Raw genomic sequence first — 26,192 nt, forward strand, 5'->3', positions numbered from 1 at the left:
AGCCTGGTCCCTTTTTCCTTTCAATTAGGAAATAATATGGTAAAATCAAACACTAGGGAGGGAGAATCCATGAAAAAGACGATTCTTTTCATTATCACTTTGTGTTTAACCGTATTTATTTCAGGCTGCAATAAGGACCCAAAGCCCGAGGAGCGCTTTGCCCAATACATAAAGCTCTGGAACGACCAGAATTTCGATGAGATGTACGGGTTTCTCGCAGTGGAAGCACAAGCTTCAGTCACAAAAGAGGAATTTGTTGAACGCTACAATAAAATATATCAAGATTTAGAGATTGATAAGCTTGACGTTAATTTTATAAAGCCGGAGGAAGAGGACGAGCCTGAGTCAACAGTTGATTATCCTTTCTCGGTAAAAATGGAAAGCATTGCAGGCCCGATCTCCTTTGACCATACAGCCCAGCTGGTAAAAGAAGAGCAGGACGAAAATGGGAACTGGTATCTCAACTGGGATACAACCTATATTTTCCCTGACCTTGAGGAAGGTGACAAAATCAATTTTAGCACGGTAAAAGCAGAGCGCGGCCAGATTTTAGATCGCGATGGCAATGGCATCGCGATCAATGGGACAGCCCTGAACATCGGTGTCGTTCCGCAAAAAATGGAAGGCCAGGAAGAAAAGATCATCTCCAACTTGTCCGAGCTGCTTGAAATGAGCGAAGAGTCAATCCAAAATGCGCTAGATGCCGATTGGGTGCAGCCGGATCAATTTGTTCCTTTGAAAAAAATATCAAGAGATGATACTGCCCTGCAGGAAGCCTTGTTCGCAATGGAAGCTGTAACGAACACAAGAGCGGAGGCCAGAGAATACCCGTATGGGGAGGCGCTATCCCACTTGACTGGCTATGTTGGACCGGTAACAGCTGAAGAACTTGAAAAGCTTCAAGGTAAGGGATATTCTGGCACAGACTTGATTGGGAAGCGCGGTCTTGAGCAGATACTGGAAGCTCAGCTCAAAGGCCAGAACGGAATAAAAATTTTAATCGTAAAAGAAGATGGAACAGAAAAGTTGCTCGCTGAAAGGCCAGTTAAAAACGGAGAAAGTGTTCAGCTGACCCTAGATGTCGTTCTTCATCAGAAAATTTACGACCAGATGAAGGGGATGGCCGGTGCTTCTGCAGCAATTGACCCTCTAACTGGAGAAACGCTGGCGCTCGTCAGCAGCCCTGGGTTTGATCCGAATGCGATGACCTTAGGGATTTCAGCAACCAAACGGCAAGCACTCGAGGAGGACCCGCTCCAGCCGCTTCTGAACCGGTTTAGAGCAACCTACGTGCCAGGATCTGTTATTAAGCCGATCACCGCAGCAATCGGGCTCGAGAGCGGTGCCATCTCAATGGATACAGCCTATGAAATCAATGAAAAACAGTGGGGATTGGATTCATGGGGGAATTATAAAATAACCCGATACACGAATCTCCAAGGCCAGATAGATTTGGAAAAAGCAATGATTTATTCTGACAATATTTACTTTGCCCGGGCAGCATTGGATATTGGCCAGGATGATTTTACTGAAGGCTTGAAAAACTTTGGTTTTGATGAAGATCTAGATTTCTTCTATCCGATTGAAGACTCACAAATGGGCAGCATCGAAAACGAACAAAATGTTGCTGACTCTGCTTATGGGCAAGCGCAGGTTGAAATGAATGTGCTTCATTTAGCCGCCACCTATACGCCATTTGTGAACAGCGGCAATATGATTAAGCCAATCATGCAAATTGAAGAAGAGAAAAGCCAGGTTTGGAAGGAAGGCCTGATTAGCGCGGAGCATGCGGCAGCAATCAATAGCCTGCTGACAAAGGTTGTAACAGACCCGAATGGAACCGCCAGAGATGCAAAAATTGACGGTTACCCGCTTGCCGGAAAAACCGGAACTGCCGAAATCAAAGAAAAGCAAGGCGAAAAAGGAGAAGAACTAGGCTGGTTTGTCGGCTACAATCCCAACACACCAGACCTCCTCATCACCATGATGCTCGAAAACGCCCAAACCCAAGGCGGCTCCAAAGCAGCCGTCACCCGAGTCACCAACATCTTTAGGTGACAGGCACCATCCATATAACTGGAAATCAAGAACCTAATGGGCACCATTCAGCGAACTGAATGGTGCCTTTTTCCTTTCATAGCGCGGAAACTAAAAGGGTGACAGGCACCTACCAATTTTTTGGGAGGTGCCTGTCACCCTTTTTGAATATTTTCACGATTTGGTATATTATTTCGGTAGACAAATGACAGGGGGAGAGATGATGTCTTTATATACGTATCCTTATCGGTCACAGCGTATGGCAACTGTAGCTCGCAATGGGATGGTGGCGACGTCGCAGCCGCTTGCTGCCCAAGCGGGACTAGATATTTTAAAGAAGGGCGGCAATGCAGTGGACGCTGCGATTGCAACAGCAGCCTGCCTGACGGTCGTTGAACCAACGTCAAACGGAATCGGCGGAGACTCCTTTGCCCTCGTTTGGATGAAGGACAAGCTTTATGGACTAAATGGAAACGGCCCTGCGCCTCAATCCATTTCAATAGAAAAAGTGAAACAGCTAGGATATGAAACAATGCCGATTAACGGCTGGATTCCGGTTACCGTCCCAGGAGTTCCATCAGCATGGGCAGAGCTTTCCAAGCGCTTTGGTAAACTGTCGCTGACCGAAGTTCTTGAGCCGGCGATTAACTATGCACAAAATGGCTTCCCGCTATCTCCGACTCTCGCAAAATATTGGAATGAGGCATATCGAAAAAATAAGAGCCGCCTTCAGGGATCTGAATTTGAGGAATGGTTCAAGGTATTTGCTCCCGACGGAAAGGCACCCCAAGCAGGTGAGATGTGGAAGGCAGAAGACCATGCAAATACCCTCGCTGAGATTGCTGAAACAAATGCAGAAAGCTTTTATCGAGGAGCCTTGGCGGACCAAATCATTGCTGCTTCACAAGCTGCCAGTGGATTTTTAGCTAAAAAAGACTTGGAAGCTTACAAGGCAGAATGGGTGGACCCGATTTCCGTTCATTATCGTGGCTATGATGTTTGGGAAATCCCCCCGAGTGGCCAGGGAATTGTTGCATTGATGGCTTTAAATATTTTAAAAGGATACGAGTTTACTCATCGAGAGGATGCAGGTTCGCTTCATCTCCAGTTGGAAGCAATGAAGCAGGCATTTACGGACGGAAAAGCGTACATAACCGATCCGGCAAATATGACAGTAAATGTGGCCGACCTTCTATCGGAAGAATACGCAGAAAAAAACCGCGCCAAAATCACAGCGGAAGCCCGTATGCCAGCACCGGGCACCCTGCCTAAGGGAGGCACAGTGTACCTTGCCACAGCCGATGGAGATGGGAACATGGTCTCTTTTATCCAGAGCAACTACATGGATTTCGGTTCGGGCATTGTTGTACCGGGGACGGGAATTAACCTGCAGAACCGCGGCCATGATTTCTCGCTAGATCCCACCCATGAAAACGCCCTGGCCCCCGGTAAGAAAACGTACCATACTATCATCCCCGGCTTTTTAACCAAAGACGGACAGGCTGTTGGGCCATTTGGCGTCATGGGTGGTTATATGCAGCCGCAGGGCCATGTTCAAGTTGTGATGAATATGATTGATTTTAACCTAAACCCCCAGGCAGCCCTTGATGCACCAAGGTGGCGTTGGCTTGAAGACAAGAGTGTTGAAGTCGAACACACCTTTCCAAACCATCTAGTGAAAGAGCTCGCAAGCCGCGGACATGAGATGAAAATCGCTGTCGAGTCTGAGAGCTTCGGCCGTGGCCAAATCATTACCCGCAATCCAGAATCCGGCGTCCTTATCGGAGGAACCGAGCCGCGCACCGACGGAACAATTGCCAGCTGGTAGGTGACAGGCACCATCCATTAAACTGGAAATTAAGAGCATAAAAGGCACCATTCAGTTCACTGAATGGTGCCTTTTTCCTTTCATAGCACGGAAACTAAAAGGGTGACAGGCACCTCCCAATTATTTGGGAGGTGCCTGTCACCCATTCTTTGTCACCCATTCTTTTATCTATTCTAACTCCAAATGTGTTCGAAATTCTTCTGTGAAGCCTGACAGCTCGCTTTCGTCGGGGAAATAATACCACAAATCCCCAACATAGCCTCCATCACCTTTTTGGAATTGAAGCTGGTCGATGTTTCGGACATTCCGGTAGCTGCTTTGGATATCGACCATTTCCTGAAAAGTAAGATTAGTTTCGACCGCGGTTCCGAGTGCTTTGAAAATGCCATCATAGTTCCATAATGAGCTAATGCTGGCCCCTTCTTCAACAATTGCCTCAAGGATAAGCTTTTGCCGAAGCTGGCGTCCGAAGTCACCGCGCGGGTCCTCATAGCGAATTCTCGAAAATACGAGTGCCTCATCCCCGCTCAAGGTAATTTCGCCCTCCTGGAAAGTATGGCTCCCATGGAACAGGTTCATATCATTATCAACTGTCACCCCGCCGACTGCGTCGATGATCCCTTTGAAGCCTTCCATATTAATTTTTACATAATAATCGATCGGCACCTTTAAAAAATGTTCCACCGTATCGAGTGCCATTTCCGCACCGCCGTATGCAAACGCATGGTTTATTTTTTCCACCGTGCCATGCCCGATAATATCCGTTCTTGTATCTCGAGGTATGCTAAGCATCTTGATCGACTGGTCGGATGGGTTTACCGATAGGACGATCATTGTGTCAGACCGGCCGCTGTCATTCTCCCGTTCGTCAACCCCTAGCAGGAGCACGGAAAATGGCTCCTGATCCGCAAGTGAAATCGCCTGTGCCCGGTGCTCAGACTTCCTGTCGACGGGCTTATGCATATCATTTACTGCGCTGGATAACGAATAGTAGACGGAAAAGGCATAGGCCCCAATTCCCGCTATCAGTATAAAAAGCGTATATACGGCCAAGCGTATATATTTTTTGCGGTTGCCTGTTTTCAAATAAATCCCCCTAGTCCCAAAAGCTCTTTTTCTCTAAATATTTAGACGAAAGGCAGGAGGATTAAGTTACAGACCATGAAAATACCCTATATTTTAAATGCTAAGAATATCTCCGAATACAATAATATTTCTACTATCACCCTGATGTAAATTATCAGAGACATTTTTTAAAAAGCCAAAACTTTTCGACAATATAAATCCACTCATACCAAGGAATAAGGCCAATAAAAAGGCCAATTCGACAAATATTTAAAAAATTTAGTTTTATCTACCTATTGACCGGACAGTATGTTCCATAGATAATAAAAAAATAAATTTTCTAAAGACTTAGCAAATTAAGCCAGTCTTGCGAGTCTTTTTTTATCTTAGTTAATGATAACGCTTACAAACACCAAAGGGGGTGGCAAACTTGTCCGTATTTTATCTCATCTTGCTGATTACAGCCGTCAGCATGATTTTATGCCTCAGAAAAAAAAGAGCCATTTATCTAACGATTCCAGTCTTCTCGATCCTCCTTTATTTTATCGTCCAGGTTGCAATGGTACCCGCGCCGTTTATGGATACGGTCAGATTCATTTTTAGTCTAGTTTAACTTCCGTTTAGAATTGCCGAATGGCAAATCTATAAAATGAACTCTCAAAAAGGGGGGCCGAATCCGGAAAGCACTAAATTTATTTTAAAAGGGGTGGAAGTGTGAAAAAGATTGATAAAAGTGTTGCAGACCAGTATTTCCGAGAAAAAAACCGCTTTATGATCCTTTACTTTGTTATTTGGTTTATTGTTTCCTACGGTGCCGTACTGTTTGCTGAGACATTGAGCAACATTACGATTAATGGGTTCCCGTTCCACTATTTTATGGGAGCACAGGGTGCGGTGCTGACCTTTATTATCCTGCTGTTTGTCAATGCCAAGGTGAGCGACCGGATTGACAAGAAATATGGAATTGATGAAGCAGAAAACGTCAAACTCAGCCAGGGCAAAACAGTCGATCACTAATCTAAAAATGAGGGAAGCTTTTCGTTGGGGATTTTTTAAAAATTTCGAGGGTCTGCCTTCAAAGAGAATGGTGAACAGAACGGCTAGTAAAGGGGGAGAAACATGGATACACAATTTTTGGTCTCATTATCAATTATTCTAGCAACCTTTGGATTATATATAGGAATAGCCATTTACAATAAAGCGAAAGAAACCTCGGATTTCTACGTAGCAGGGCGCGGAGTTCCGCCGATTTTTAACGGAATGGCGATTGGTGCTGACTGGATGAGTGCCGCATCCTTTATCGGGATGGCCGGGACAATCATGCTGCTTGGCTACGATGGTCTCGCCTATATTATGGGCTGGACGGGCGGCTACTTGCTGCTGACTTTCCTGCTCGCGCCTCAGCTTCGAAAGTATGGCCGCTATACGGTTCCAGAGTTTATCGGGGATCGTTATAACAGCCACCCTGCTCGTGTTATTGCCGCACTTTGTACAATTATTATTTCGTTTACCTATTCTATCGGCCAGCTCTCAGGGTCAGGCGTTGTTATCGGCCGTTTATTTGAAATTGATGCAAGGCTTGGCACGATGATCGGGGTTGTCTTGATTGCCTTTTATGCCGCATTCGGCGGAATGAAGGGGATTACCTGGACACAGGTAGCCCAGTACTCGATTTTAATTATTGCCTACCTAATTCCCGTTATTTTTATGAGCTTGCAAATAACGAATAATCCGGCTCCATGGCTTTCTTATGGAGCGCTTGTCGGGCAAATGGGCGAGCTTGATAGGGAGCTCGGGATCTCAGAATACTTTGCACCGTTTACAAACGGGACAAAATGGCAGTTTCTCGCTTTAATGTTCACGCTGATGTGCGGTACAGCTGGACTTCCGCACGTGATTGTCCGTTTCTATACCGTTTCAACGATGAAGGCAGCACGCTGGTCAGGTGCCTGGGCCCTTCTGTTTATCGGTTTGCTTTACCTGTCAGCACCTGCATATGCAGCGTTCTCAAGATTTATTTTAATGACCAAGGTGGCGGGCCAGAGGATTACCGAGCTGCCAGCCTGGACAACGACCTGGGTCGATACGGGAAAACTTACGGTTGCGGATAATAATAATGATGGAATTTTACAATGGAGTGAATTAATTATCTCCAATGATATCGTCGTTATGGCAACACCGGAAATCGCAAACCTTGGTACATTCGTTATTGGTTTGGTGGCTGCAGGTGCCATGGCTGCTGCCTTATCTACAGCAGGCGGGTTGATGATCTCAATTTCATCCTCATTTGCGCATGATATTTATTACCGAGTCATGAGACCTAATGCGACCGAGAAAAAACGCTTGTCCGTTGCACGCTGGTCGATTGTTTTGGCAACACTTTTTGCAGGGTTAATTGCTCTTAATCCTCCAGGAGCGATCACGCAGATTGTCGCCTGGGCATTCGCGCTTGCAACAGGAACCTTCTTTCCGGCCCTCGTGCTCGGAGTCTGGTGGAAGCGTTCGAACGCGCAAGGAGTTATTGCCGGCTTGTTAGTTGGTCTAACTGTTACACTCTCCTACATTTTTGCAGCAAAATATGGCGGCTTCACCGTTTTAGGTATCATTGACACAGGTGCCGGTGTCTTTGGAGCTGCAGCGGCAATCATAGCCAACGTGGTGGTATCACTTGCCACACCTGCACCTTCACAAAAAATCCAGGAGGAAGTTATGGACCTGCGCTATCCGGAGCAAATGGTCTATAAGGACGGCGAAGTTTGGATGAATGAAGATGGAAACAAATCAATCTAAAAAATTGCTGGAGGCTGTGCGGGTTCACCCCTTTTTCGCAGGGGTGGACGAGAGCACGGCTTTTTCCCTTATAAAAGAATGCCAGGAACGAAGCTATCATAAAGGGCAAACGATGCTCAAATCTGATACCCCGCGCCAGGGCTTGTTTTTAGTATTAGAGGGGATAGCAGAAGTTTATGTAAAAAATGACCACAGCGGGCAGCCGGAAGTGCTCGAAGTTATTCAAAAAGGCGAATTAATTGGATTCTCCAGTTTGGCTGGTTTTTTGGCAGGAGCAGGCAAAATAAGCCATCCAGATGAAAGCTCAGCATCTCAATCAGTTCATCAGAACCATGCCCAGCTCGATGAGGGGAAACAACTGCAGGCCAACAACCGGCTGCCGGAAAAGGGAAGATTACAAGCCAAGGGCCAGGTTACGGTAGAGGTCAGGGCGGCTGAACCGGTAAAAGTTTTATTCATTCCATTCGAGACCATCGCAAAACGTTGGGACGATCCCAAAGTCCATGATTATTTATTGAGTGAAATTGCCATCAGAATCAAAGATGTTTATGGCTCGCTTGCCGAGCAGGTAAAGCTGGCCCGCGGCCTGGGGGAAAAAGAAGCTTTTATGACAAGAGTCCAGGATATCATGTCAAGTGGCGTAATAAACGTGGCCCCTAGAGCAGCTGTCCAGGATGCAGCTAAAGCGATGAGCAAAGGACGGACTAGTTCAGTGCTTGTAATCGATAATGATGTTTTGGCAGGTATCATAACTGAACGGGACATGGTCGAACGGGTCGTTGCTAATGGGCTTCCTATGGATACAGCAGTCCAATCAATAATGACTCCGAACCCTGTAACAATAGCCCGGTTTGCCTACTTTTATGAAGCGATTTCCGCGATGCTTTTAAATGGAGTGAAGCACTTGCCCGTAACAGATGAAACCGGAATTGTGGGTGTGGTTACGCTTTCTGACTTATTACGGAAAAAGAATGAAAGTGTTCTGAAAACAATTAGGCGCATTGACCAGGCGGATGAAAGGAATCTTTCACAAGTAAAAGTTGCGATTTATGATATTACAAATACCCTTTTAAAGGAATCTGTTCCTGTTTTCAGCCTGCTGAACATCGTTACAAATCTATATGACAGACTGGTCGAGAGATTGGTAGAGCTTTCTATTGAAAAGCTAAAAACGCAAGGAGACCATCAGCCGAGCCGTTATGCTTTTTATCAAATGGGCAGCGGCGGACGTGGCGAGCAGTTTATGCTGACCGATCAGGACCATTTTCTTGTGTATGAGGAGGTATCAGGGGCAGAAGCCTATTTTACAAAGCTTGGCAAAGAAATAACCGAACAGTTTGCAGCTGCCGGATATGCACGGTGTCAGGGACTTATGATGGCTAGCGAAAAAGCCTGGCAGGGTTCTGTAGAACAATGGGAGGGCCGGCTGCGGCAATGGACGGTGCAATCGACTAATGATAACTTGCTGCTCGCCCAAAACTTTTTCTCCTATCGGTTTGCAGCTGGAAGCCAAGAGTTAAACGAGCAGTTTGAACAGAATTTGGCTCGTATGCTGGAAAGGTCAAGGATATTTCTCTTTAGGCTGGCTCAGCTCGAGAGGAATCATCCTGTACCAGCCCTTGATCAGCCAGTGCGCGCTCTTTTTAAGCTCCAGCGAAAGACGATTGATATGAAAAAAGAAATCTTATTTCCTTATCACCATAGCCTGCAAATCCTTTCGCTTGCGAATGGCGTCTTATCGGGAACTCCACTGGAAAAAATGGACCAGCTTTGTAAAAAGGGTGTTCTCACTAACGGGTTGGCCAGTGATTTAAAAGAGGCTGTCGCTCATATCATGGCGATCTATATGAAACTGCGCTGGCCGGGAGCGAAACAGGATGGGAAAATTCCGTCTGTCCTTAACTTTACCAGCCTGACTACGCGCGAAAAGGATGAATTAATCCTGAGCCTGAGAACAATCAAGGAACTGCAAAGTCTAGCCCTGGCCGAATTTGTTCAATAGACTGCATAGGAATACTCCAGCATCGAGGAGGTTTAATGATGATTTTTGGCCGCAACACCATATCCTGCTCGCTTGCCTATGAAAATATTTCCCTATCAACCCCGATTGATGAACTCACGTTTATTGTATTTGATACGGAAACAACGGGTTTCCAGGTGGCCAGCTCTGACAGGCTAATAGAAATTGGTGCCGTAACGGTTAAAGGCTTACATGTAAATGAAACTGATATATTCCAAACATTCGTGAACCCTAACCGACAAATTTCCCGAGAAATAATCGAATTGACCTCAATAACGAATGAGGTTGTCGAAACGGCTCCAAGTTCGAGGTTAGCTATCGAGGAATTCTTTCAATTTGTCGAGTCAAGGGGAGCGGTATGCCTAGTCGGGCATTACGTTGGTTTTGACCATCTTACCTTTAAAAGTGAGTTGAAACGTGAAAAGCTTGCACTCAAAAAGTTTTTCACTATTGATACTCTGGACCTGATTGGGTTTATTGCCCCGTCCTATGATATGCGCGATTTGGAGAGGTACGCGATGGCGTTCGGCACAAGAATTTACGATCGTCATAGTGCAATTGGTGATGCAAAAACAGCCGCCTATTTATTCGTTGAACTTCTTGAACAGTTTAAAAACAGAGGTCTTACTACATGGGGTGAGCTGATTAAAGCAACCGACAGCCAGGCAAGGTCGATGCAGTTTTAAGGCTATATTTGGGTGAATTCCGTGCGTTAAAAAAGCCAACACTAGTGGTTGGCTTTTCGTATTTACATATTTACTCTATATAAAGAGTGAGTTTGACATTAAGCGCCAACATTTTGCCCAACCGCCGGAATAGAAACAATTCCTTTAGCGGCGAGAACAGATTGGGTACTGTCATCAACTGGACGGTAGCCTTTTTCAAGCAAATCTTTAATGTAAAGCTTGTTATAAATAAAAGAAAAAATAATACCTGGTATCCATGCCCCAAAACCCAATGTGAAGACTCCTACTGCCGCTGCAGTTATAAACATAATTGCTGCCCATTTTAAATCTCCTCTAAAAAGGGCTGGGAAGAAGCCAAAGAAAAAAGTAGTCCAACTAAACCCGATTTTGACATCTTTCACTACACCTGCTTCGTTCGCTAATTTAGCGCGCATAAACAACATCCTCCTTTAGGACTTATAATAACAAGGTTTCATTATACAGGAGGATTTGTAAATTGTGTAAATTTATTGGGTACTATTTCACATTTTACTATTTGTTAACCTAGTTGATTTACCCTACCTCAATTCTATATTCAGAACGGCCCCTTTTTTATGGGCGAGAACAACTTTTTTCCCAGCTAGTGACTGGTAGTTCTTAGCTGTCCCATAGGGAACCTTGAGAGCAAGCTCTTGTTTGTTGGTTATAAACTCAACCGTAAATTGATCGGCAGCCCCGGCGACTGTCGCCCTCGTGTAACTGACATTCCCTGGGATCAAGAGCTTCTGGCCGATAAGAACAGCGTTATTTTTTAGGCTGTTAGCCAGCTTAATGTCACTCATTGGAACACCAAAGCGATGACTGAGGCCCCACAGAGTATCTCCAGGCTCCACCTGGTATACAGGAACTCCTGCCAGCTGTTCAGGTATAAAAAGTTTCTGACCAACTTTAATTGTATTAGTTTTTAAGTTATTTTCTTGCTTCATATCCTCTACGCTAACTTCATACTTTTTAGAGAGCGAGTATAAGGTATCTCCTTTTTTCACAGTAAGCACCGTCTCTGACGCCGCTTCAGCCTCAGCAGCTGCTGGAACCGTAATTTTTTGTCCGGCATAGATAGTGTTTGATTTAAGCTGGTTTGCATCCTTTAATTGCTGGACGCTTACATCAAATTTTTGAGATAAGCTGTATAAGGTGTCACCTTTTTTTATTTTATAAAGATCACTGCCTGCATCAATGTGCGGCGCCATAACGATTCCTGCAATAATGCAGCCTGCCGCAGCCACTCCAGCAATCTTCGCCCTCTTCAGGTTCTTTTTCTGCTTTTCTATCTTTCTAATTCTCATTTTTCTCGTACTTCTAATCTGATCCATTGGCCAATTTCCCCCTAAATTGTAATCCAACTAGATAATTCGCCGCCTTTCGATCATTTATGTCACTTTTAAGAAAAATTTTCCTGTGGGCAAAATATCATTGCTAAATTGTTCGGCCACAACTCTTCCTAAATTTAAGGCTGTGATTTCCGCTGCACTTAACAAAGGCAAAATCCATACTGTTCTTTAAAAAAGGCATCTTATCGAAGAACTCCTCGGCCTTTAAAATCCTAATTTAGGTTAGAAGTTGTTGTCATACTGTCCAATTTTCAAAAAACTTTCGTGATTCCTTGTCCCTATTGAGTAATTCGTGCATATATCGTTACCCAAGCTAATAAACTGTTACAAACCTGACAAAGAGAGTGTTTGAGGTGAAGAGTCGTTTGAACTATACGGGAATTTAGCGATGGACATGATTAATCTCAGTAGACAGAAGGCATGTCCTTCTGCCGCATGGATTGCATGTGGGTAAGCAGTAAACAGTTGAAGCGAGAAGCGAGTCTCATTTCACACTTCTCACATCCAATTTAGGGAGGGCGAGTGGTGTGCACGATTACATCAAAGAGAGAACTATCAAGATTGGAAAGTATATCGTGGAGACGAAAAAAACAGTTCGCGTAATTGCGAAGGAGTTTGGCGTATCCAAAAGTACAGTCCATAAAGACTTGACGGAAAGGCTTCCGGAAATTAACCCTGAACTTGCCAATGAGGTCAAAGAAATCTTAGATTATCATAAATCGATCCGTCACCTTAGAGGCGGGGAAGCAACGAAATTGAAGTACCGTAAAGAAGAAAGAGAAGAAGAGCCGGTCAAATAAAAATTTTCCTCCCTGGCAGTTGACAAATTTCTGCAAAATGTGCATTTTTTCACCTATTCTATTACTAATTGCTGTCGTATATGGTAAAATAAACAATTAGGATAGAAACTGGTCCGCAGAAAAGCGGCCGCGACTTTAAAATCTCTAAATAAAGAAGCAACACAGACTAAGTATGAGGTTCCAAAGCCGCAGCCAGCCAAAGTGCCAAGGAGGAAATAAAAAGAATGTTTGCTAGGGATATTGGGATTGACCTGGGTACGGCTAACGTACTGATTCACGTTAAGGGCCGAGGAATTGTGCTGAATGAACCGTCTGTTGTGGCGATTGATAAAAACACCAATAAGGTACTGGCGGTTGGGGAAGAAGCGCGCCAGATGGTTGGGCGTACGCCTGGCAACATCGTAGCAATCCGTCCGTTAAGAGATGGAGTTATTGCCGATTTTGATGTAACAGAAGCTATGTTAAAGCACTTTATCAACAAGCTTGATGTAAAAGGATTTTTGTCAAAGCCGCGGATTTTAATTTGCTGCCCGACAAACATCACAAGTGTTGAACAAAAAGCGATCCGTGAAGCTGCTGAAAAAAGCGGCGGTAAAAAGATTTACCTCGAAGAAGAGCCGAAAGTCGCAGCCATTGGCGCAGGCATGGACATTTTCCAGCCAAGCGGAAACATGGTCGTTGACATTGGCGGAGGAACAACCGACATCGCTGTTCTATCAATGGGAGATATCGTAACCAGTTCATCGATCAAGATGGCTGGAGATATATTTGATGCTGAAATTTTAAGTTATGTTAAACGTGAATATAAGCTCTTAATCGGAGAACGGACGTCCGAGAACATCAAAATCAATATCGGTACCGTGTTTCCAGGTTCAAGAAGTGAAGAAATGGATATCCGCGGACGTGATATGGTTTCAGGTTTGCCAAGAACAATCACCGTTCGTTCAGAGGAAATTGAAGGAGCTCTTCGTGAGCCGGTTTCTGTCATTGTTCAGGCAGCTAAATCTGTTCTTGAGCGCACACCACCAGAATTATCAGCCGATATCATTGATCGCGGCGTAATTTTGACAGGCGGCGGCGCTTTGCTGCATGGCATTGATATGCTTCTCGCAGAAGAACTCAAAGTTCCTGTACTAGTGGCCGAAAATCCGATGGATTGCGTAGCCATCGGAACTGGCATCATGCTCGACAACATTGACAAGCTTTCTCGGAGAAAAATCGTTTAAGCGAGACAGCCGATCAATTAGCTTATTATCAAGGTCTGGGGTTCATCGATCAACGATGAATTTCAGGCTTTTTATTTTTGCTCTGTTAAATTTCTTTGTGTTGGTTCCTTTCAGGCGGAACGTTTTAAAGTAAATGAGACCATCTATTGTGTCTTTTTACCCAGAATTCGTCAGGGAAAACCTTTTTTCTTCAATTTTCTTTATTTTTTTAATGTATCTTAGGCGGATTTTTTTTATAATAGAAGATAACTGGAAAATACATGATGCCACGGACTTTAACTTTTATATAGATAGGCCACGGAATTATTACGAAAGCTTTGTTAATGCTTATTTTCTGAATAAGCAGCACTTTCAATTAGAGGTGAAGAGATGTTTAGAGGCTTTTATACGGTTGCATCCGGAATGGTTGCACAGCAGCGCCGCACGGATATGCTGACGAACAATATGTCCAATGCAAATACGCCAGGCTTTAAGGCGGATCAATCGACCATGCGCCCGTTTCCGGAAATGCTTCTGCAGCATTTTGATCAGACGAATATTCCGACTCAGCGAGGATTGAATTTCCCGTCCAATAAAGTCATCGGCTCCCTCAACACAGGGGTCTATATGCAAGAGGCAATCCCTAAATTTATTCAGGGAGATCTTCGCCAGACAGACAACACAACAGATGTTGCGCTTCAAGATGCCCTGATGCCAGTCGATCCGGACACTGGCCGAGAAGGGTCGGTCTTTTTTACCGTGCAAAATGCCGAAGGGGACGTACGTTACACAAGGAATGGTTCGTTTACTCTAGATGGACAAGGGTATTTAACGACAGCAAGCGGCCTTTATGTTCTAAATGATCAAGGAAACCGGATTCAGCTTTCAAGCGACCGATTTACGGTAACTGATAATGGCGTTCTAGCTGGTGAAAATAGTGAGGCAGCTAGAATCGGCGTGGGCTTTGCGGCCAACTCTGAGCGCCTGATGAAAGAAGGAGACGGTCTGTACCGGACAGAAGAAGCAAACGGCTTGCCAAATGCCTATAACATCAATGGTGCCCAGTTTAGCGTGAAGCAGGGGCAGCTTGAACAGTCCAATGTTGATGTGAGCAGAACGATGACAGACATGCTGACTGCATACCGATCATTTGAAGCGAATCAAAAAATTCTGCAGGCTTATGACCGAAGCATGGACAAGGCCGCAAACGAAATCGGTCGAATTGGCTAACCTTGCGGACAATCATACTGAAAAAAATTAGCTCAACTAATATAAATAAATAGATTTTTCTACCTCCGAGGGGGACTAATATGAACAGGTCGATGATCACCGCGACGAATACACTCGCTCAGCTTCAGAAACAAATGGATTTAATCAGCAACAACATGGCCAATGTGGATACAACTGGTTTCAAGCGGAGAGAAGCGACGTTTACGGATTTGCTGTTTCAGGAATTTCGCAATCAGCCGAATGACCGCCTTGAGCAAAATCGGATGACTCCGTTTAATATCCGCCAGGGTACTGGTGCCAAGCTTGGGCAAACAGCCATCATCATGACCCAGGGTGCTTTGAAAACGACTGAGCGGACCCTTGATACGGCTTTTACAGCGAAAGGGCAATATTATAAAATTCTTGTGCAGACACAAAATGGCTCAGAGGAACGGTTCACAAGGGATGGCGCCTTTTATCTTTCACCCATTTCCGACAATGAGGTGCAGCTTGTAACCAGTGCGGGAAACGCAGTTCTTGACGAAAACAGCCAGCCGATATATATTCAAGGCGAACCAAAAGATTATAAAGTGACCGAAGACGGCCAGTTTATAATCGGAAAAACGGACGGGACGACCCAGGAGTTTAACCTCGGAATTATAATGGTGAACAAGCCTCAGTTTTTAGAGCAAAAAGGCGGCAACCTGCTTGGGCTTCCTAACGGAGACCTTGATGTGGCCGAGGAGGATGTTTTTACCGAGCTGAGGGGCATAAACAGAAATCAAGTCTCTATCCAACAGGGTGTATTGGAGCAGTCTAATGTCGATTTGAGCAAGGAAATGACAGATATGATTAACGTTCAGCGCGGCATTCAGTTCCATTCGCGTTCCATCTCTATTGCCGACCAGATGCTTGGACTCGTTAACGGAATTCGCTAAGAGGAGAATCATGATGACCACAACTGATAATCACGAAGCATCACAAACGCGTGAACAAATAAAAAAAGAACGCAAAAAAGCCCCACAACAAGAACAAGCGCGTGAACCAAAAAAACGGATCAGGGTTCGCCTTATTCCGATATGGCTTCGAATTATTATTGTCGTTGTCTTAATCGCTCTATCTTTAATGCTCGGAGTGTTTGTAGGGTATGGCATGATTGGCGGGGGAAACCCAGCTGACGCGTTTGATAAATCCACTTGGACTCACATATTGGATTTTCTTAAAAAAGAATAAATTAAACGAAGGAAGGGATAGCCCTTCCTTTTTGTGTACACTTTTTAGTACAATAGAAGAAATAATAGCTAGTATTAGCAGGAGGTACTAAATCATGTTAGACGTTACTCAAATAAAAGAAATTATTCCCCATCGTTATCCGTTTTTGCTTGTAGATCGTATCGTTGAGATAGAAGATGGAAAAAAAGCGATTGGAATTAAAAATGTTACCGCAAACGAGGAGTTTTTCAATGGCCACTTTCCTGATTATCCAGTGATGCCTGGAGTGCTGATTGTTGAAGCTTTAGCTCAGGTTGGTGCTGTTGCCATGCTGAAGCCGGAGGAAAACCGCGGCAAACTCGCCTTTTTTGCGGGAATCGATAATTGCCGTTTTAAAAGACAGGTAAAACCTGGGGATCAGCTGCGTCTCGAAGTTGAAATCGTCAAACTTCGCGGTCCGATTGGAAAAGGGAAAGCCGTCGCAACAGTAGATGGCGAAATCGCCTGCGAAACGGAAATCATGTTTGCAATAAAATAACCAGTTTGATGCCGGCTGCTTGATGCAGCCGGTTTTATTTTGCTTAGGTTAATTAGTATTATTCCGGCCTGCAAGTGAAAGGATATTGTTAAAAATAAATAGTAGCTCCCAAAAAAACGTACAATGCCAAAAAAATTTTAAATTTCTCTGCAAGTTCAGTCCTATCTTGGGCAACCTAACAGCAGACCTCGGCTAAGGTCTCAAAAAAATACACAAGAAGGGGGCTTTTTTTCTATGAACAACAAGATTTTAAAGTTGGTTGCAGGTACCTTGCTATCTGCCATGTTCCTTGCAGGCTGTGGAACGGACGATAATAACAACCCGCCGCCAGAAGACGTTAATGTTGAAAACAATAACGGAAATGTCGAGGATGACAACGGTTTAATCGATGAGGGCAACAACGGTGGCAACAATGGTGGTACAAACGGTGGCAACAACGGTGGCACTAATGGTGGCAACGACATAAACACTGATGAAGATGGCGACGCTATGCTTGATGACAACACGCCTGAGGAAGACCCAATCGAAGATAATCTTGATATGAATGACGAAAACAACAACGATCAATAATGTGAAAAAGGGCAGGTTCCCTGGAATCCTGTCCTTTTTTATAGTTTGGAATTTAAATAAATTCCAATTTACGGATCATTACGTTTTCCGTGCAGCTCCAACATCGGCGCTCTGGAAATACACTGCGCTTTCCGCGGGCTCGATCTGAGCGCGCTGTCTGAAGCTGAAAGGAACGCAGCGTCGGAGTTGTTTCGTGGCTTTTTTTGTGCTGAGAAAACTCAGCTAAAGGTGCAAAAAACTCCAGCTGCGATGCACTGGAGTTTTAAGATGGTCGTTTCGGCAGAACCAAACGGGGTTTTACAAGCATATTCGTTTTAAACTCGTTTAAAAGTTCTTGTCCGGATAAGCCCTTGTCAATGAGGTGTTCAAGCAAAATCTCCGCATAATCATTTCTTGTTTTATGCAATGTGCCTTTTAACATGACACTTGCATGCTCTTCCAGCTTGATCACAGAACAAACTTTAGTTTTGAAGGAGGCTGGGTCATTATCTTTTTTAGTGATGACGACCTTAGCAACGATATCCTTGTCCTCTTTGCACGCATCTTCAAAATAATGAACATGGTCGTTTTTTACAAAAGCCTCTAAAAGCCAGGTGTTCTTTTCATCCTCTTTATTAATGATGAGTCCATCCTTCATTTCAATATCAGTAATATTTTCATCATCTACAACTTGCAGCGAGATTAGCCTAAATGTCTTCATTGTCAACCTCCCTTTTGGTGGTTTTGAGAAAATTATAACATACTCACTAAAGAATGCGAATTGATCACCTTGTCGAAAAATACTTTCGTCAATGGGTATTTTAAATTTTTAGATATTCTTGGGGTTCGGAAATGGCGTTTTCGAAGCCAATTAAGCCCGTGGGAAGAGCAAACCTAGTTTTAAAAAGCAAATTTGTCAATTTTACTCGAATTCTATCGACATATAGAATAGGTTTATCACGCGGAAAGGAGATGAAAAATGATAAATCAAGTGACCCTAGTCGGCAGATTGACGCGGGATCCGGAACTGCGCTACACGCAGGAGGGAAAGGCGGTTGCAAACATTACCCTAGCTGTCAGCCGGCATTACCGGAACCAGAGCGGTGAAATTGAGTCTGATTTTGTCCATTGCACCATATGGAATAAAACAGCAGAAAACACAGCAAATTATTGCCAGAAGGGATCTGTAATCGGAATTACCGGACGGATCCAAACACGCAGCTACGACAATCAGGAAGGGCGGCGTGTCTATGTCACAGAAGTCGTGGCCGAAAATGTCCGCTTCCTCAGCAGTAAACCAGCAGCTGTCCCGATTGACCACGAATTAAAGGTGCCTGTAGCAGTCAGCCACGGCCTGGAATCGAGCATAGGATTCCTCGACCAGAAAAAGGAGGCTTTGCCTTTTGAGTAATTTATTTGAGGATAGTGAAGGCATGGAGAAATTGCTTGTCTCACTAATCAAAATGCTCGGCAGGTCGAATGAAAAAGTGGATGAGCTGGCGAAACGAGTCCAGCAGCTTGAACTGGCAGTTACAGAGCATCGCCCCAAAACGTACTCCTTTATTGCGGAGCCTGATAATCCAAATCAGCAAATAAGACGATCCATATAAACGTTTAGGTATTCAGTTTAACTCCCTTTCAGAGAGAGACGAAATCCCCTCTCCAATACCCTCATTTTACCGGCGCAGTTTGCCGGTTTTTTTATTGTTTAACTTTAGAAATTTTAAAATTATGGATAGTCGCATCAGTTTTCTCTAGTCCATACGTCGACTATCGGTAAAGAAAGGTTGCAGGTACATTTTACAAGTTCAGTTATTATTGGTAATGATTGAATTTGTTTTTTCAATGGAAGATGAATGTGCGCTTTTAAAAATCATCCACACTAATGGCATTAGTAGTAAGCTGGTGGCTGCAATACCGATCCATGAAAATACATCCCAAATAACACCAGCAGCAGTACTTCCTAGAACCACGCCAATATAATAGCTGATCAGATAAAAGCTTGATGCCCCGCTTTTATGGTGGGTGGCAATCTGGGTTACAGAGGAAGAGGCCATTGAGTGGGCGATGAAAAATCCTGTACAAACTAAGGCAAGGCCAAGGCCAATAATGGCGATAGCCGGAATTACAGTTAACCAGACGCCGATGAAAAAGAAAATGATACCAGCGGCCATTACACTGTTAAGACTGTAATGAGCAGAGAGCTTTCCCGCAATCGGAGGGGCGATTACACCCAATAGATAAGCAAAGTAAGTAAGTGAAATCCATTTTAGCGGTATTGAAAATGGCTCGCCTTGCAAATAAAATGGCAAGTAAGTCCAAACTGCTGTGAAGACAATCTGCAGAATCAGGCCGACACAGAAATAAAGGATTAGTTTTCGATCCTTTAGATGAACCGCCATTCCTCTTAGATCATGGCTTACCGGCTGCGCCGACTTCTTAAAAAACCGTTCGCGCGGAAGCAGCCAGATAAATAGTATGGCTGCTATCAAGCCAAATCCGGCAAAAACGGAAAATGCCGTTTTCCAGCCGAATAGATCGGTCAGATATCCTGCTGTCACTCGTCCGCCCATTCCGCCTAGGGCATTGCTTGCGATATATACAGACATGGCCATCCCCAAACTTCTTGGAGCTACTTCACTTCCTAGGAACCCCATGGCCGCAGCTGGTATTCCCGCGAGAAAGAAACCCTGAATTAATCTTAGGAATACAATCAATGCAAAGGAATTTGCAAATGGCATGGCTAGTAGTGTTAAAACAGTGACCACTATCGACAGAATCATAATTCGGTTTCTTCCGTATCTATCAGAAATAAATCCCAATATGAGCAAACCCATTAACATGGCAAAGACAGAAGAAGAAACAACCAGACTTGAAAGAGTAGGAGTAATATTAAATTGATCAACAAATACTGGAAGAAGCGGCTGGAAAGAATATAGTGTGGAAAAAATAAGCAGAGATCCAAACAAAAGGGCAATAATCGCTTTCCAGTAGCCTCTGTCCTTAGCAGTATAAAGTTCTTGGGAGTATTTTTCGTGCACCTCTAAGGTCATTTTAGCAGTCCTTCCAGAAGAGGGACGATAGCCGTAAAGCTAACGTCCCTTCTTAATACTATTTTAATTGTGCCGGGAAGCTATTAAGATCTATTCCCCAAACTAAAGGCATATAAAAGAAGATTGCCAGTGTTACGAGCAGGATTGCAAGTATATTTAGCCAGAACCCAGCCTTGGCCATATCGGGTATAGATAAATAGCCGGATCCGAAAACGACAGCATTAGGCGGTGTTGCAACTGGCAGCATAAACGCACAGCTAGCAGCCAGTCCAGCTCCGATCATTAAGCTGTATGGATGTACGTTGATTGCCGCGGCCAAAGAGGCCATGATCGGAAACATCATTGTTGCAGTCGCTGTATTCGAGGTTATTTCAGTTAAAAAGATTACCAGTGTTACCACAATCACCAAAATGAAGATTAGCCGGACGCCATTTAAGACTGTAAGCTGCTGGCCGATCCACTGTGCCAGGCCTGATGCCTGAAAACCAGCGGCAATTGCGAGACCTGCCCCAAACAATAACAGGATTCCCCAAGGCAGCTGCTTGGCTGTATCCCAGTCCAAAAGATATGTTCCCCTATGATTAACAGAAGGGATGATAAATAAAATTATAGCTGCGACCATCGCAATGATCGTATCGTTCAACCCTGGAATAAAATTACTCAGCAGGAAAGAGCGGGTGATCCAGGCAAACGCCGTCAGTGAAAAAACGGCCAGTATGATTTTCTCTTCCATTCCCATTTTTCCGAGAGAAGCTTTTTCTTTTAAAATTACCTCGCGGCCGCCAGGGAGACTTTTGAGTTTCATAGGAAAAGCAATTTTTACTAGATAATACCACGCGCCAACTAGAATAATAGCAGCTATTGGCACACCAAATAACATCCAGCGTGCAAATGAGATTTCAATTCCATAAAGCTCATTGACAGCTGCAGCAAAAAGTGTGTTAGGAGGCGTTCCGATTAACGTTCCAAGCCCGCCAATTGAGGCGCTGTACGCTATTCCTAGCATAATCGCCTTACCGAAGTTCTTATCCTGCGGATCCAAGCCTGTTGATTTTTTAAGCTGTTCAGTGACTTGGTAGATAACTGCCATACCAATAGGGACCATCATCATTGCCGTAGCTGTATTGGATATCCACATGGACAGGAATCCTGTAGCTATCATGAATCCCATAATTATCCTTTCCGTACTTGTCCCAATCAAGGTAATAATGAAAAGGGCAATTCTTTTATGAAGGTTCCATTTCTGCATTGTTAAGGCGATCAGAAATCCGCCCATAAAGAGAAAAATCGTATTATCGCCATAGGACGATGCTGTCAGGTTGGCATCTAGGCCTCCGGTCAAAGGGAATAGCACTAAGGGCAGCAAGGATGTCGCCGGAATAGGAATCGCTTCCGTGATCCACCACGTCGCTATCCATGCTGTGCTGGCGAGAATTGCGATGCCTTGTTCCGAAAGGCCATCTGGATGGAAAAACAACAGCAGAAAGACAAATAAGGCTGGCCCAAGAATTAATCCAGCCTTCTGCCTGTTTGTGAATGACGGACCAGGGCCAGATTGTTGCTGAGCTCTTTGTTCAGTATTTGGCTTTTTAGCTGATCCAGTTGCTGTAAACAACAACAAATCCTTGGCCTGTTGATGCATTTTCCAAAGGTGGGACCAGCCACTTAGGTAGGGTGCTTGCTTCATGGTGAGTTCCTCCATTTCGTATGTTAACGCTTTCCATTCATAAAGTTGATTTTACGGATAAGTATTTCAAAATGTCAACTGATCTCTACTTTCAAATAACTAACCAGCTTGGCAGGGGGTATTTAGAATTATTTTCCGCTTGCGAACTGGTCAATTTAAATAGGTATTTAGTTTAGCTCCCTTTCAAAGAGATCCGAAAAGCCCTCTCCAATACTCCCGTTTTTCCTTAGCAGTTGGCCGGTTTTATGTAATTGGTAGGAATTTTTTAAAAGTTTAGGTTGTGGTGGATAATTCCCAAGCCAAACATTCGGACACCGATCAACCCTTCCAGCTTGGGCAGTCCGAATCAGCCTCGTATTCGACTCCCAACACTCAGTTCCTCATTGATCTTGCCTGACGAAATCCAAGTCCAGCATCACCTTCAAGCTCTCCAGCGCTTATCGAAGCCAACCAGTCGGGTTCACATGAAGGATTGTCGAGGCTATTCAAGGAACTTGCATTTTTGTACTTTGCCTGGTTTTTGAACTTCAAATTCCAGCCCCAAAGGGTTACAGGCCAATCTTTCGTTACATAGAATAAACTGTTCAATCCTGTTTGAGGGGGGATGACCGTGCTTAAGGTGGGGCGTACCGTTTATCATGGCACTAATTTGTTTGCTGCAAACTTAATAAAAGAATACGGAATTATTCTTGATGCTCAAAGACCAAATACGGACTTTGGAAGGGGTTTCTATGTCACTCATAGCATGAAACAAGCAATTAGATGGGCTGACGTGCGTGCAAAAAGATTACAAGTCTCAGCGAAGCTTTTGGAGACTGTGCAAATGAGCAAAATAGATTATCTGAACCACCCAGATGCACGGCTTCCCGCTATAGTAGCCTTCGATTTTGGCTTAAACTGTTTGCAGAAGCTTAAAGGAAAAAGGTTTCCATTCCCAGATCAGTCTGACTGGAAGGAACAAAAATTAGCCTGGAAGGAATTTGTTTTTCAGTGCCGCAAAGGATATCAACACGATCTCGACTTTGTGTTTGGCCCGATTGCGGGAGGCCATTTTAAAACTAACGATCAATTCATGATTTCAACAACAAAGGATCAACTATCACTTAATAGTTCCGAAGCGGTCAAATGTTTAACTAAAGAAAGAATCATGACAACAGGGATTCAGGATGCCGCAAACTCCCATATCAAAAAGGCTGATCCTGCACTGTTTGAGGAAATTAAGGAAGCGGCTATGGAGGTTTTCCAGCTGTCAAAGGATCATGCCAACAGACTGGTAACCGAATCCTGGCTCAGTTCTATTCATCCAACCGTATTGCTCCAAGAGTCACCTTATTATTGGGCATTAAGCTTGAAAAGCGGGCTATGACTGGGATTTTGAACACTTCACCTTGTCCATAAACGTTTAAAGAAAGTAAGAATTATCATAACTAGGCAGCCGCCTCCTCACGGCGATTTTCAAAATTCATCCCGCAGAGTTTGTCTTCCCCGGTCCGCTTTTACAGCATTCTTATTCAACCTTTTTCCCAGTAGTAGGATAGATCAGTGGTGTATTATATAATGAGATTGAAAGTTTACATATGAACGTAAAGAAGTTTTTTTGCAGGAGTGTTGAATCGTGATTTTTAAAAATATCTTAGCAGTCGGCTTGGGCGGTGCATTGGGAACACTCCTCAGATACTACTTAAATGTATATACTTTATTTGCCGGATACCCGATTGGCACCATTTTCGAAAACATTGCAGGGAGCCTGCTGCTGGGGTTCTTAACCGGCTGGATGATCAACCGGCCATTTCGGGAATGGATTAAGCTTGGTTTAGGAGTCGGGTTTTGCGGAGGATTTACAACTATGTCAACCCTTGCTGCGGATACGCTGTATTTAGGCAATGTTTTCTCCCTCGGTGATTCAATGGTCTATCTGGGAATCTCGTTATTTGCTGGTCTTGTTTTCGCATTTATCGGGCTAGTTCTGGGAACAAAATGGAGCGAGGTGAAATAAATGGGCATCTTAACCTTAAGTTTGGGAGGTGCATTGGGAGCCGTATCGCGTTATCTAATCGGGCTTGCCCTTATGAAAAAGTACCCCAAGCCCCCAATTCCGATCGCGATGTTAATAGTCAATGTGCTTGGATCCTTTGGGTTAGGGCTATTTTTCGGACTTGCTTATCAAACCATTCCTCTAGGAGCCTATAAACATCCACTCTTCCTATTCCTCGGAATTGGCTTCTGCGGGGCTTTTACAACCTTTTCGACCTTCAGCATGGAGACAATCGGTTTATTAAGGCAAAGACTCTACAAAAAAGCGATTTTGTATTTTGGGGTTTCAATTGGGGGCAGTCTGTTAACGTTTTTGCTAGGCCTACAGGTCGGGAAGGTTTTATGATTTCCTTTACATATTTCTCAGCATACGAAATTTTTGCTGTATGCTAGCAATTCGAAAATGATCATACAAATAGTCAAAGATCCAAATGAACAAGCAAAACAAAGCCGGCAATTCATTTCATCTTGCCGGCTCTGCTTCTTTTCAAGACCCCTTAATTAAATCATTCCGGTCAGCAGCCATAGGCTGTTGTTCCATCCATCCTTCATTAATCATAATATTTGTCCCATCTTCAGCGAACTTTAGGATCTCCGCTGTTAAGCGGGAATAGGCAGTGGCCAGATCGCTTCTCTGGCTTGTGGAAAGTGCCCTTCCATAATTGCTGATTCCTGAAAAATTCATCATCCCAAAGTGAAACATCATAAGCTTTTCAGAAAATGGAGCTTCCGTTGAATCGGTTACCTCTTGTTCCCATGTCTGCGGTGCGGGAAGCTCCTCCGCCCTCAGGAGAGAACTGAAAATATTGATATGCTTTTCTGAAATTTGTTTGCCTCGCATGATATAATCACGGATCTTATCAGATTGTGCAACCTGTCCAAAGGCTATGGCCATTGCCTCACCGAGATTATTGGTTTGAATATTAGCGTAGAGACTTGAAATTTCCATTCCGGTTAGCGGACGTTTTTCTGCAAAAAATCCCACCAAAAAGGATTGCTTATGAACAAATTCCACTTTTTCTGGGTACGGAATCGTTGGCGGGCGTATGGCCAGTCCTTTTTCTAATGAAAGAAGGGTAGCCTCAGTATTTAATTGGATTGTTGACGAGAGACACTTTGAGAAAAGTGTAAGGACGTCATTGCGAAACATTTGCGGCAAAAGAAACCCGAAATTAGAGAGTCCTCCCTTTGCCATTTGATTAATATAGGTTAAATAAAATTTATCCGAGAATAGCCGAGGTGCCTCTAAGTTCACATCCTGTTCAGTGAAACCAATCGGAACAGGGATATTCTCTTCCGTAAATATTCCTTTGATCCTCTCAACACGCTGCTTTGAAATATCAAGTGCATGCTCAACAACCATCTTTATTTCTGGATCTTTGACTGTTTCAAGAAAATGGCTGTACACACAACCTGCCATACTGTCACTAATGTAAGTTTGGTGCAATCCTGTTAGTTCCACCGATGTTAATGGAATTGTTTGTTCCTGCTCCACCTTTTGTTTACCTCCCGAAATTGACCAATTTATGGGTAGGTTTCCCAAAAGGAATTCACATTATAATTTTATTTTTTGTTTAATTTCTTGACCGACGCAATTCTTTAAAGCTAATTTTAAAAATGATATTGTTAAGAAACAATACTGGTTGTATAATAAGCAACATAACCATAACGTGATAGTTTGAGGTGATACCATTGGGGCGAAGAAGCTAAGGATCGGGGAGTTAGCAGATAAAGTTAATGTTACAAAGAGAACGATAGATTATTATACAAATCTCGGATTATTAGAAGCAGAACGTTCTCCTTCGAATTACCGATATTATAGCTCTGCTTCAATTGAGCGCATCAATTTTATCGAGAAATGTAAAAAAGACGGAATGTCATTAGAAATTATAAAAAAACGCCTGCTTGAAAAGGATACAGAAGAAATAGACGTCCTCGAGCTTAGGCTTAAAATGAAAAGCTTAGAAAAAGACGTTTCTAAGGTATTGGGTAAACTAGAAAAGAGCGATCAGCAAAATCGCGAATGTGTAAAAAAGCATGTATCACATGAAAGCCTGACACTTATTCAATCGCTGATCTTGCTGCTAAGCTAAATAGATAACTTACTAA

The 26,192-nt window shown here is 43.8% G+C and carries 27 protein-coding genes; 20 read left to right on the top strand and 7 right to left on the bottom strand.

Going from position 1 to position 26,192, the window contains the following annotated elements; all coding sequences use genetic code 11:
• Nucleotides 1-69 precede the first annotated feature (69 nt).
• Nucleotides 70-2,058, top strand: a complete 1,989-nt coding sequence (locus HRJ06_RS17600) for a penicillin-binding transpeptidase domain-containing protein (RefSeq protein WP_174734282.1) — start codon at nucleotides 70-72, stop codon at nucleotides 2,056-2,058.
• A gap of 202 nt (nucleotides 2,059-2,260) precedes the next feature.
• Nucleotides 2,261-3,865, top strand: a complete 1,605-nt coding sequence (gene ggt / locus HRJ06_RS17605) for a gamma-glutamyltransferase (RefSeq protein WP_174734362.1) — start codon at nucleotides 2,261-2,263, stop codon at nucleotides 3,863-3,865.
• A gap of 168 nt (nucleotides 3,866-4,033) precedes the next feature.
• Here ggt and HRJ06_RS17610 read toward each other — a convergent pair whose 3' ends face one another.
• The gene (locus tag HRJ06_RS17610; protein WP_242035284.1) at nucleotides 4,034-4,951 is read right to left on the bottom strand and encodes an LCP family glycopolymer transferase; all 918 of its coding nucleotides are present in this window, start codon (nucleotides 4,949-4,951) and stop codon (nucleotides 4,034-4,036) included.
• A 400-nt stretch (nucleotides 4,952-5,351) separates the two neighbouring features.
• On the opposite strand from HRJ06_RS17610, the gene HRJ06_RS17615 reads away from it, so the two are divergent.
• The 5 genes from HRJ06_RS17615 to HRJ06_RS17635 all read left to right on the top strand — a co-directional run bounded on the left by HRJ06_RS17615 (nucleotide 5,352) and on the right by HRJ06_RS17635 (nucleotide 10,426).
• Nucleotides 5,352-5,543 carry a hypothetical protein gene (locus tag HRJ06_RS17615; RefSeq protein ID WP_422392743.1) on the top strand — a complete coding sequence of 64 codons (192 nt, stop codon included), beginning with the start codon at nucleotides 5,352-5,354 and terminating at the stop codon, nucleotides 5,541-5,543.
• 101 nt (nucleotides 5,544-5,644) lie between these two features.
• Nucleotides 5,645-5,947, top strand: a complete 303-nt coding sequence (locus tag HRJ06_RS17620; protein ID WP_174734283.1) for a sodium/substrate symporter small subunit — start codon at nucleotides 5,645-5,647, stop codon at nucleotides 5,945-5,947.
• A gap of 102 nt (nucleotides 5,948-6,049) precedes the next feature.
• Nucleotides 6,050-7,720: a sodium:solute symporter family protein gene (locus HRJ06_RS17625; RefSeq protein WP_174734284.1), complete on the top strand. Its 1,671-nt coding sequence runs from the start codon at nucleotides 6,050-6,052 to the stop codon at nucleotides 7,718-7,720.
• Entirely contained in the window at nucleotides 7,701-9,722 is a 2,022-nt protein-coding gene (locus tag HRJ06_RS17630; RefSeq protein WP_174734285.1) for a DUF294 nucleotidyltransferase-like domain-containing protein, read from the top strand. Before HRJ06_RS17625 ends, HRJ06_RS17630 begins: the two co-directional genes overlap by 20 nt.
• 38 nt (nucleotides 9,723-9,760) lie before the next feature.
• On the top strand, nucleotides 9,761-10,426 hold the full coding sequence (locus tag HRJ06_RS17635; protein ID WP_174734364.1) for a 3'-5' exonuclease: 666 nt from the start codon (nucleotides 9,761-9,763) through the stop codon (nucleotides 10,424-10,426).
• Between the two features lie 98 nt (nucleotides 10,427-10,524).
• Here the strand turns inward: HRJ06_RS17635 and HRJ06_RS17640 are convergent, their stop codons facing one another.
• Both HRJ06_RS17640 and HRJ06_RS17645 read right to left on the bottom strand, forming a co-directional pair.
• Complete coding sequence (locus HRJ06_RS17640) at nucleotides 10,525-10,860, bottom strand: DUF2628 domain-containing protein (RefSeq protein ID WP_174734286.1); 336 nt, start codon at nucleotides 10,858-10,860, stop codon at nucleotides 10,525-10,527.
• Between the two features lie 123 nt (nucleotides 10,861-10,983).
• Nucleotides 10,984-11,778, bottom strand: coding sequence for a LysM peptidoglycan-binding domain-containing protein (locus HRJ06_RS17645; RefSeq protein WP_174734287.1), 795 nt, complete (start codon nucleotides 11,776-11,778; stop codon nucleotides 10,984-10,986).
• A gap of 545 nt (nucleotides 11,779-12,323) precedes the next feature.
• On the opposite strand from HRJ06_RS17645, the gene spoIIID reads away from it, so the two are divergent.
• The 7 genes from spoIIID to HRJ06_RS17680 all read left to right on the top strand — a co-directional run bounded on the left by spoIIID (nucleotide 12,324) and on the right by HRJ06_RS17680 (nucleotide 17,330).
• Nucleotides 12,324-12,596 carry a sporulation transcriptional regulator SpoIIID gene (gene spoIIID, locus HRJ06_RS17650; RefSeq protein ID WP_090748757.1) on the top strand — a complete coding sequence of 91 codons (273 nt, stop codon included), beginning with the start codon at nucleotides 12,324-12,326 and terminating at the stop codon, nucleotides 12,594-12,596.
• A 224-nt stretch (nucleotides 12,597-12,820) separates the two neighbouring features.
• Nucleotides 12,821-13,822 carry a rod shape-determining protein gene (mreB, locus tag HRJ06_RS17655; protein ID WP_174734288.1) on the top strand — a complete coding sequence of 334 codons (1,002 nt, stop codon included), beginning with the start codon at nucleotides 12,821-12,823 and terminating at the stop codon, nucleotides 13,820-13,822.
• A gap of 369 nt (nucleotides 13,823-14,191) precedes the next feature.
• Nucleotides 14,192-15,031, top strand: a complete 840-nt coding sequence (locus tag HRJ06_RS17660) for a flagellar hook-basal body protein (protein ID WP_174734289.1) — start codon at nucleotides 14,192-14,194, stop codon at nucleotides 15,029-15,031.
• 80 nt (nucleotides 15,032-15,111) lie between these two features.
• Nucleotides 15,112-15,948 carry a flagellar hook-basal body protein gene (locus HRJ06_RS17665; RefSeq protein ID WP_174734290.1) on the top strand — a complete coding sequence of 279 codons (837 nt, stop codon included), beginning with the start codon at nucleotides 15,112-15,114 and terminating at the stop codon, nucleotides 15,946-15,948.
• A 10-nt stretch (nucleotides 15,949-15,958) separates the two neighbouring features.
• The gene (locus HRJ06_RS17670) at nucleotides 15,959-16,243 is read left to right on the top strand and encodes a DNA-directed RNA polymerase subunit beta (RefSeq protein WP_338421117.1); all 285 of its coding nucleotides are present in this window, start codon (nucleotides 15,959-15,961) and stop codon (nucleotides 16,241-16,243) included.
• A gap of 94 nt (nucleotides 16,244-16,337) precedes the next feature.
• Nucleotides 16,338-16,760, top strand: coding sequence for a 3-hydroxyacyl-ACP dehydratase FabZ (gene fabZ, locus HRJ06_RS17675; protein WP_174734291.1), 423 nt, complete (start codon nucleotides 16,338-16,340; stop codon nucleotides 16,758-16,760).
• Between the two features lie 234 nt (nucleotides 16,761-16,994).
• Nucleotides 16,995-17,330, top strand: a complete 336-nt coding sequence (locus HRJ06_RS17680) for a hypothetical protein (protein WP_174734292.1) — start codon at nucleotides 16,995-16,997, stop codon at nucleotides 17,328-17,330.
• A gap of 262 nt (nucleotides 17,331-17,592) precedes the next feature.
• Here HRJ06_RS17680 and HRJ06_RS17685 read toward each other — a convergent pair whose 3' ends face one another.
• Nucleotides 17,593-18,030: a YwpF-like family protein gene (locus tag HRJ06_RS17685; protein ID WP_174734293.1), complete on the bottom strand. Its 438-nt coding sequence runs from the start codon at nucleotides 18,028-18,030 to the stop codon at nucleotides 17,593-17,595.
• 258 nt (nucleotides 18,031-18,288) lie between these two features.
• On the opposite strand from HRJ06_RS17685, the gene ssb reads away from it, so the two are divergent.
• Nucleotides 18,289-18,720 carry a single-stranded DNA-binding protein gene (gene ssb / locus HRJ06_RS17690; protein ID WP_174734294.1) on the top strand — a complete coding sequence of 144 codons (432 nt, stop codon included), beginning with the start codon at nucleotides 18,289-18,291 and terminating at the stop codon, nucleotides 18,718-18,720.
• Nucleotides 18,713-18,919 carry a hypothetical protein gene (locus HRJ06_RS17695; protein WP_174734247.1) on the top strand — a complete coding sequence of 69 codons (207 nt, stop codon included), beginning with the start codon at nucleotides 18,713-18,715 and terminating at the stop codon, nucleotides 18,917-18,919. The genes ssb and HRJ06_RS17695 overlap by 8 nt, the downstream gene beginning before the upstream one ends.
• 198 nt (nucleotides 18,920-19,117) lie before the next feature.
• Here HRJ06_RS17695 and HRJ06_RS17700 read toward each other — a convergent pair whose 3' ends face one another.
• Nucleotides 19,118-20,362, bottom strand: coding sequence for an MFS transporter (locus HRJ06_RS17700; protein WP_174734295.1), 1,245 nt, complete (start codon nucleotides 20,360-20,362; stop codon nucleotides 19,118-19,120).
• 58 nt (nucleotides 20,363-20,420) lie between these two features.
• A complete protein-coding gene (locus HRJ06_RS17705) occupies nucleotides 20,421-22,049 on the bottom strand; it encodes an SLC13 family permease (protein WP_174734296.1) in 1,629 nt (542 codons plus the stop codon).
• A 610-nt stretch (nucleotides 22,050-22,659) separates the two neighbouring features.
• On the opposite strand from HRJ06_RS17705, the gene HRJ06_RS17710 reads away from it, so the two are divergent.
• From HRJ06_RS17710 to crcB, 3 genes are all read left to right on the top strand, one after another.
• Nucleotides 22,660-23,415, top strand: coding sequence for a DUF3990 domain-containing protein (locus HRJ06_RS17710; protein ID WP_174734297.1), 756 nt, complete (start codon nucleotides 22,660-22,662; stop codon nucleotides 23,413-23,415).
• Between the two features lie 249 nt (nucleotides 23,416-23,664).
• Nucleotides 23,665-24,045 carry a fluoride efflux transporter FluC gene (locus HRJ06_RS17715; RefSeq protein ID WP_338421118.1) on the top strand — a complete coding sequence of 127 codons (381 nt, stop codon included), beginning with the start codon at nucleotides 23,665-23,667 and terminating at the stop codon, nucleotides 24,043-24,045.
• On the top strand, nucleotides 24,046-24,429 hold the full coding sequence (gene crcB / locus HRJ06_RS17720) for a fluoride efflux transporter CrcB (RefSeq protein ID WP_174734298.1): 384 nt from the start codon (nucleotides 24,046-24,048) through the stop codon (nucleotides 24,427-24,429). It abuts the gene before it with no gap.
• Between the two features lie 141 nt (nucleotides 24,430-24,570).
• On the opposite strand, the gene HRJ06_RS17725 is transcribed toward crcB, so the two are convergent.
• The gene (locus tag HRJ06_RS17725; RefSeq protein WP_338421119.1) at nucleotides 24,571-25,578 is read right to left on the bottom strand and encodes a DUF3231 family protein; all 1,008 of its coding nucleotides are present in this window, start codon (nucleotides 25,576-25,578) and stop codon (nucleotides 24,571-24,573) included.
• A gap of 217 nt (nucleotides 25,579-25,795) precedes the next feature.
• Here HRJ06_RS17725 and HRJ06_RS23530 point away from each other — a divergent pair, with 217 nt between their 5' ends.
• Nucleotides 25,796-26,176, top strand: coding sequence for a MerR family transcriptional regulator (locus HRJ06_RS23530; RefSeq protein WP_174734368.1), 381 nt, complete (start codon nucleotides 25,796-25,798; stop codon nucleotides 26,174-26,176).
• The last annotated feature ends 16 nt before the right edge of the window (nucleotides 26,177-26,192 follow it).

It is taken from the genome of Mesobacillus harenae (genome assembly GCF_013343715.1).
Taxonomy (GTDB): Bacteria; Bacillota; Bacilli; order Bacillales; family Cytobacillaceae; genus Mesobacillus_A; species Mesobacillus_A harenae.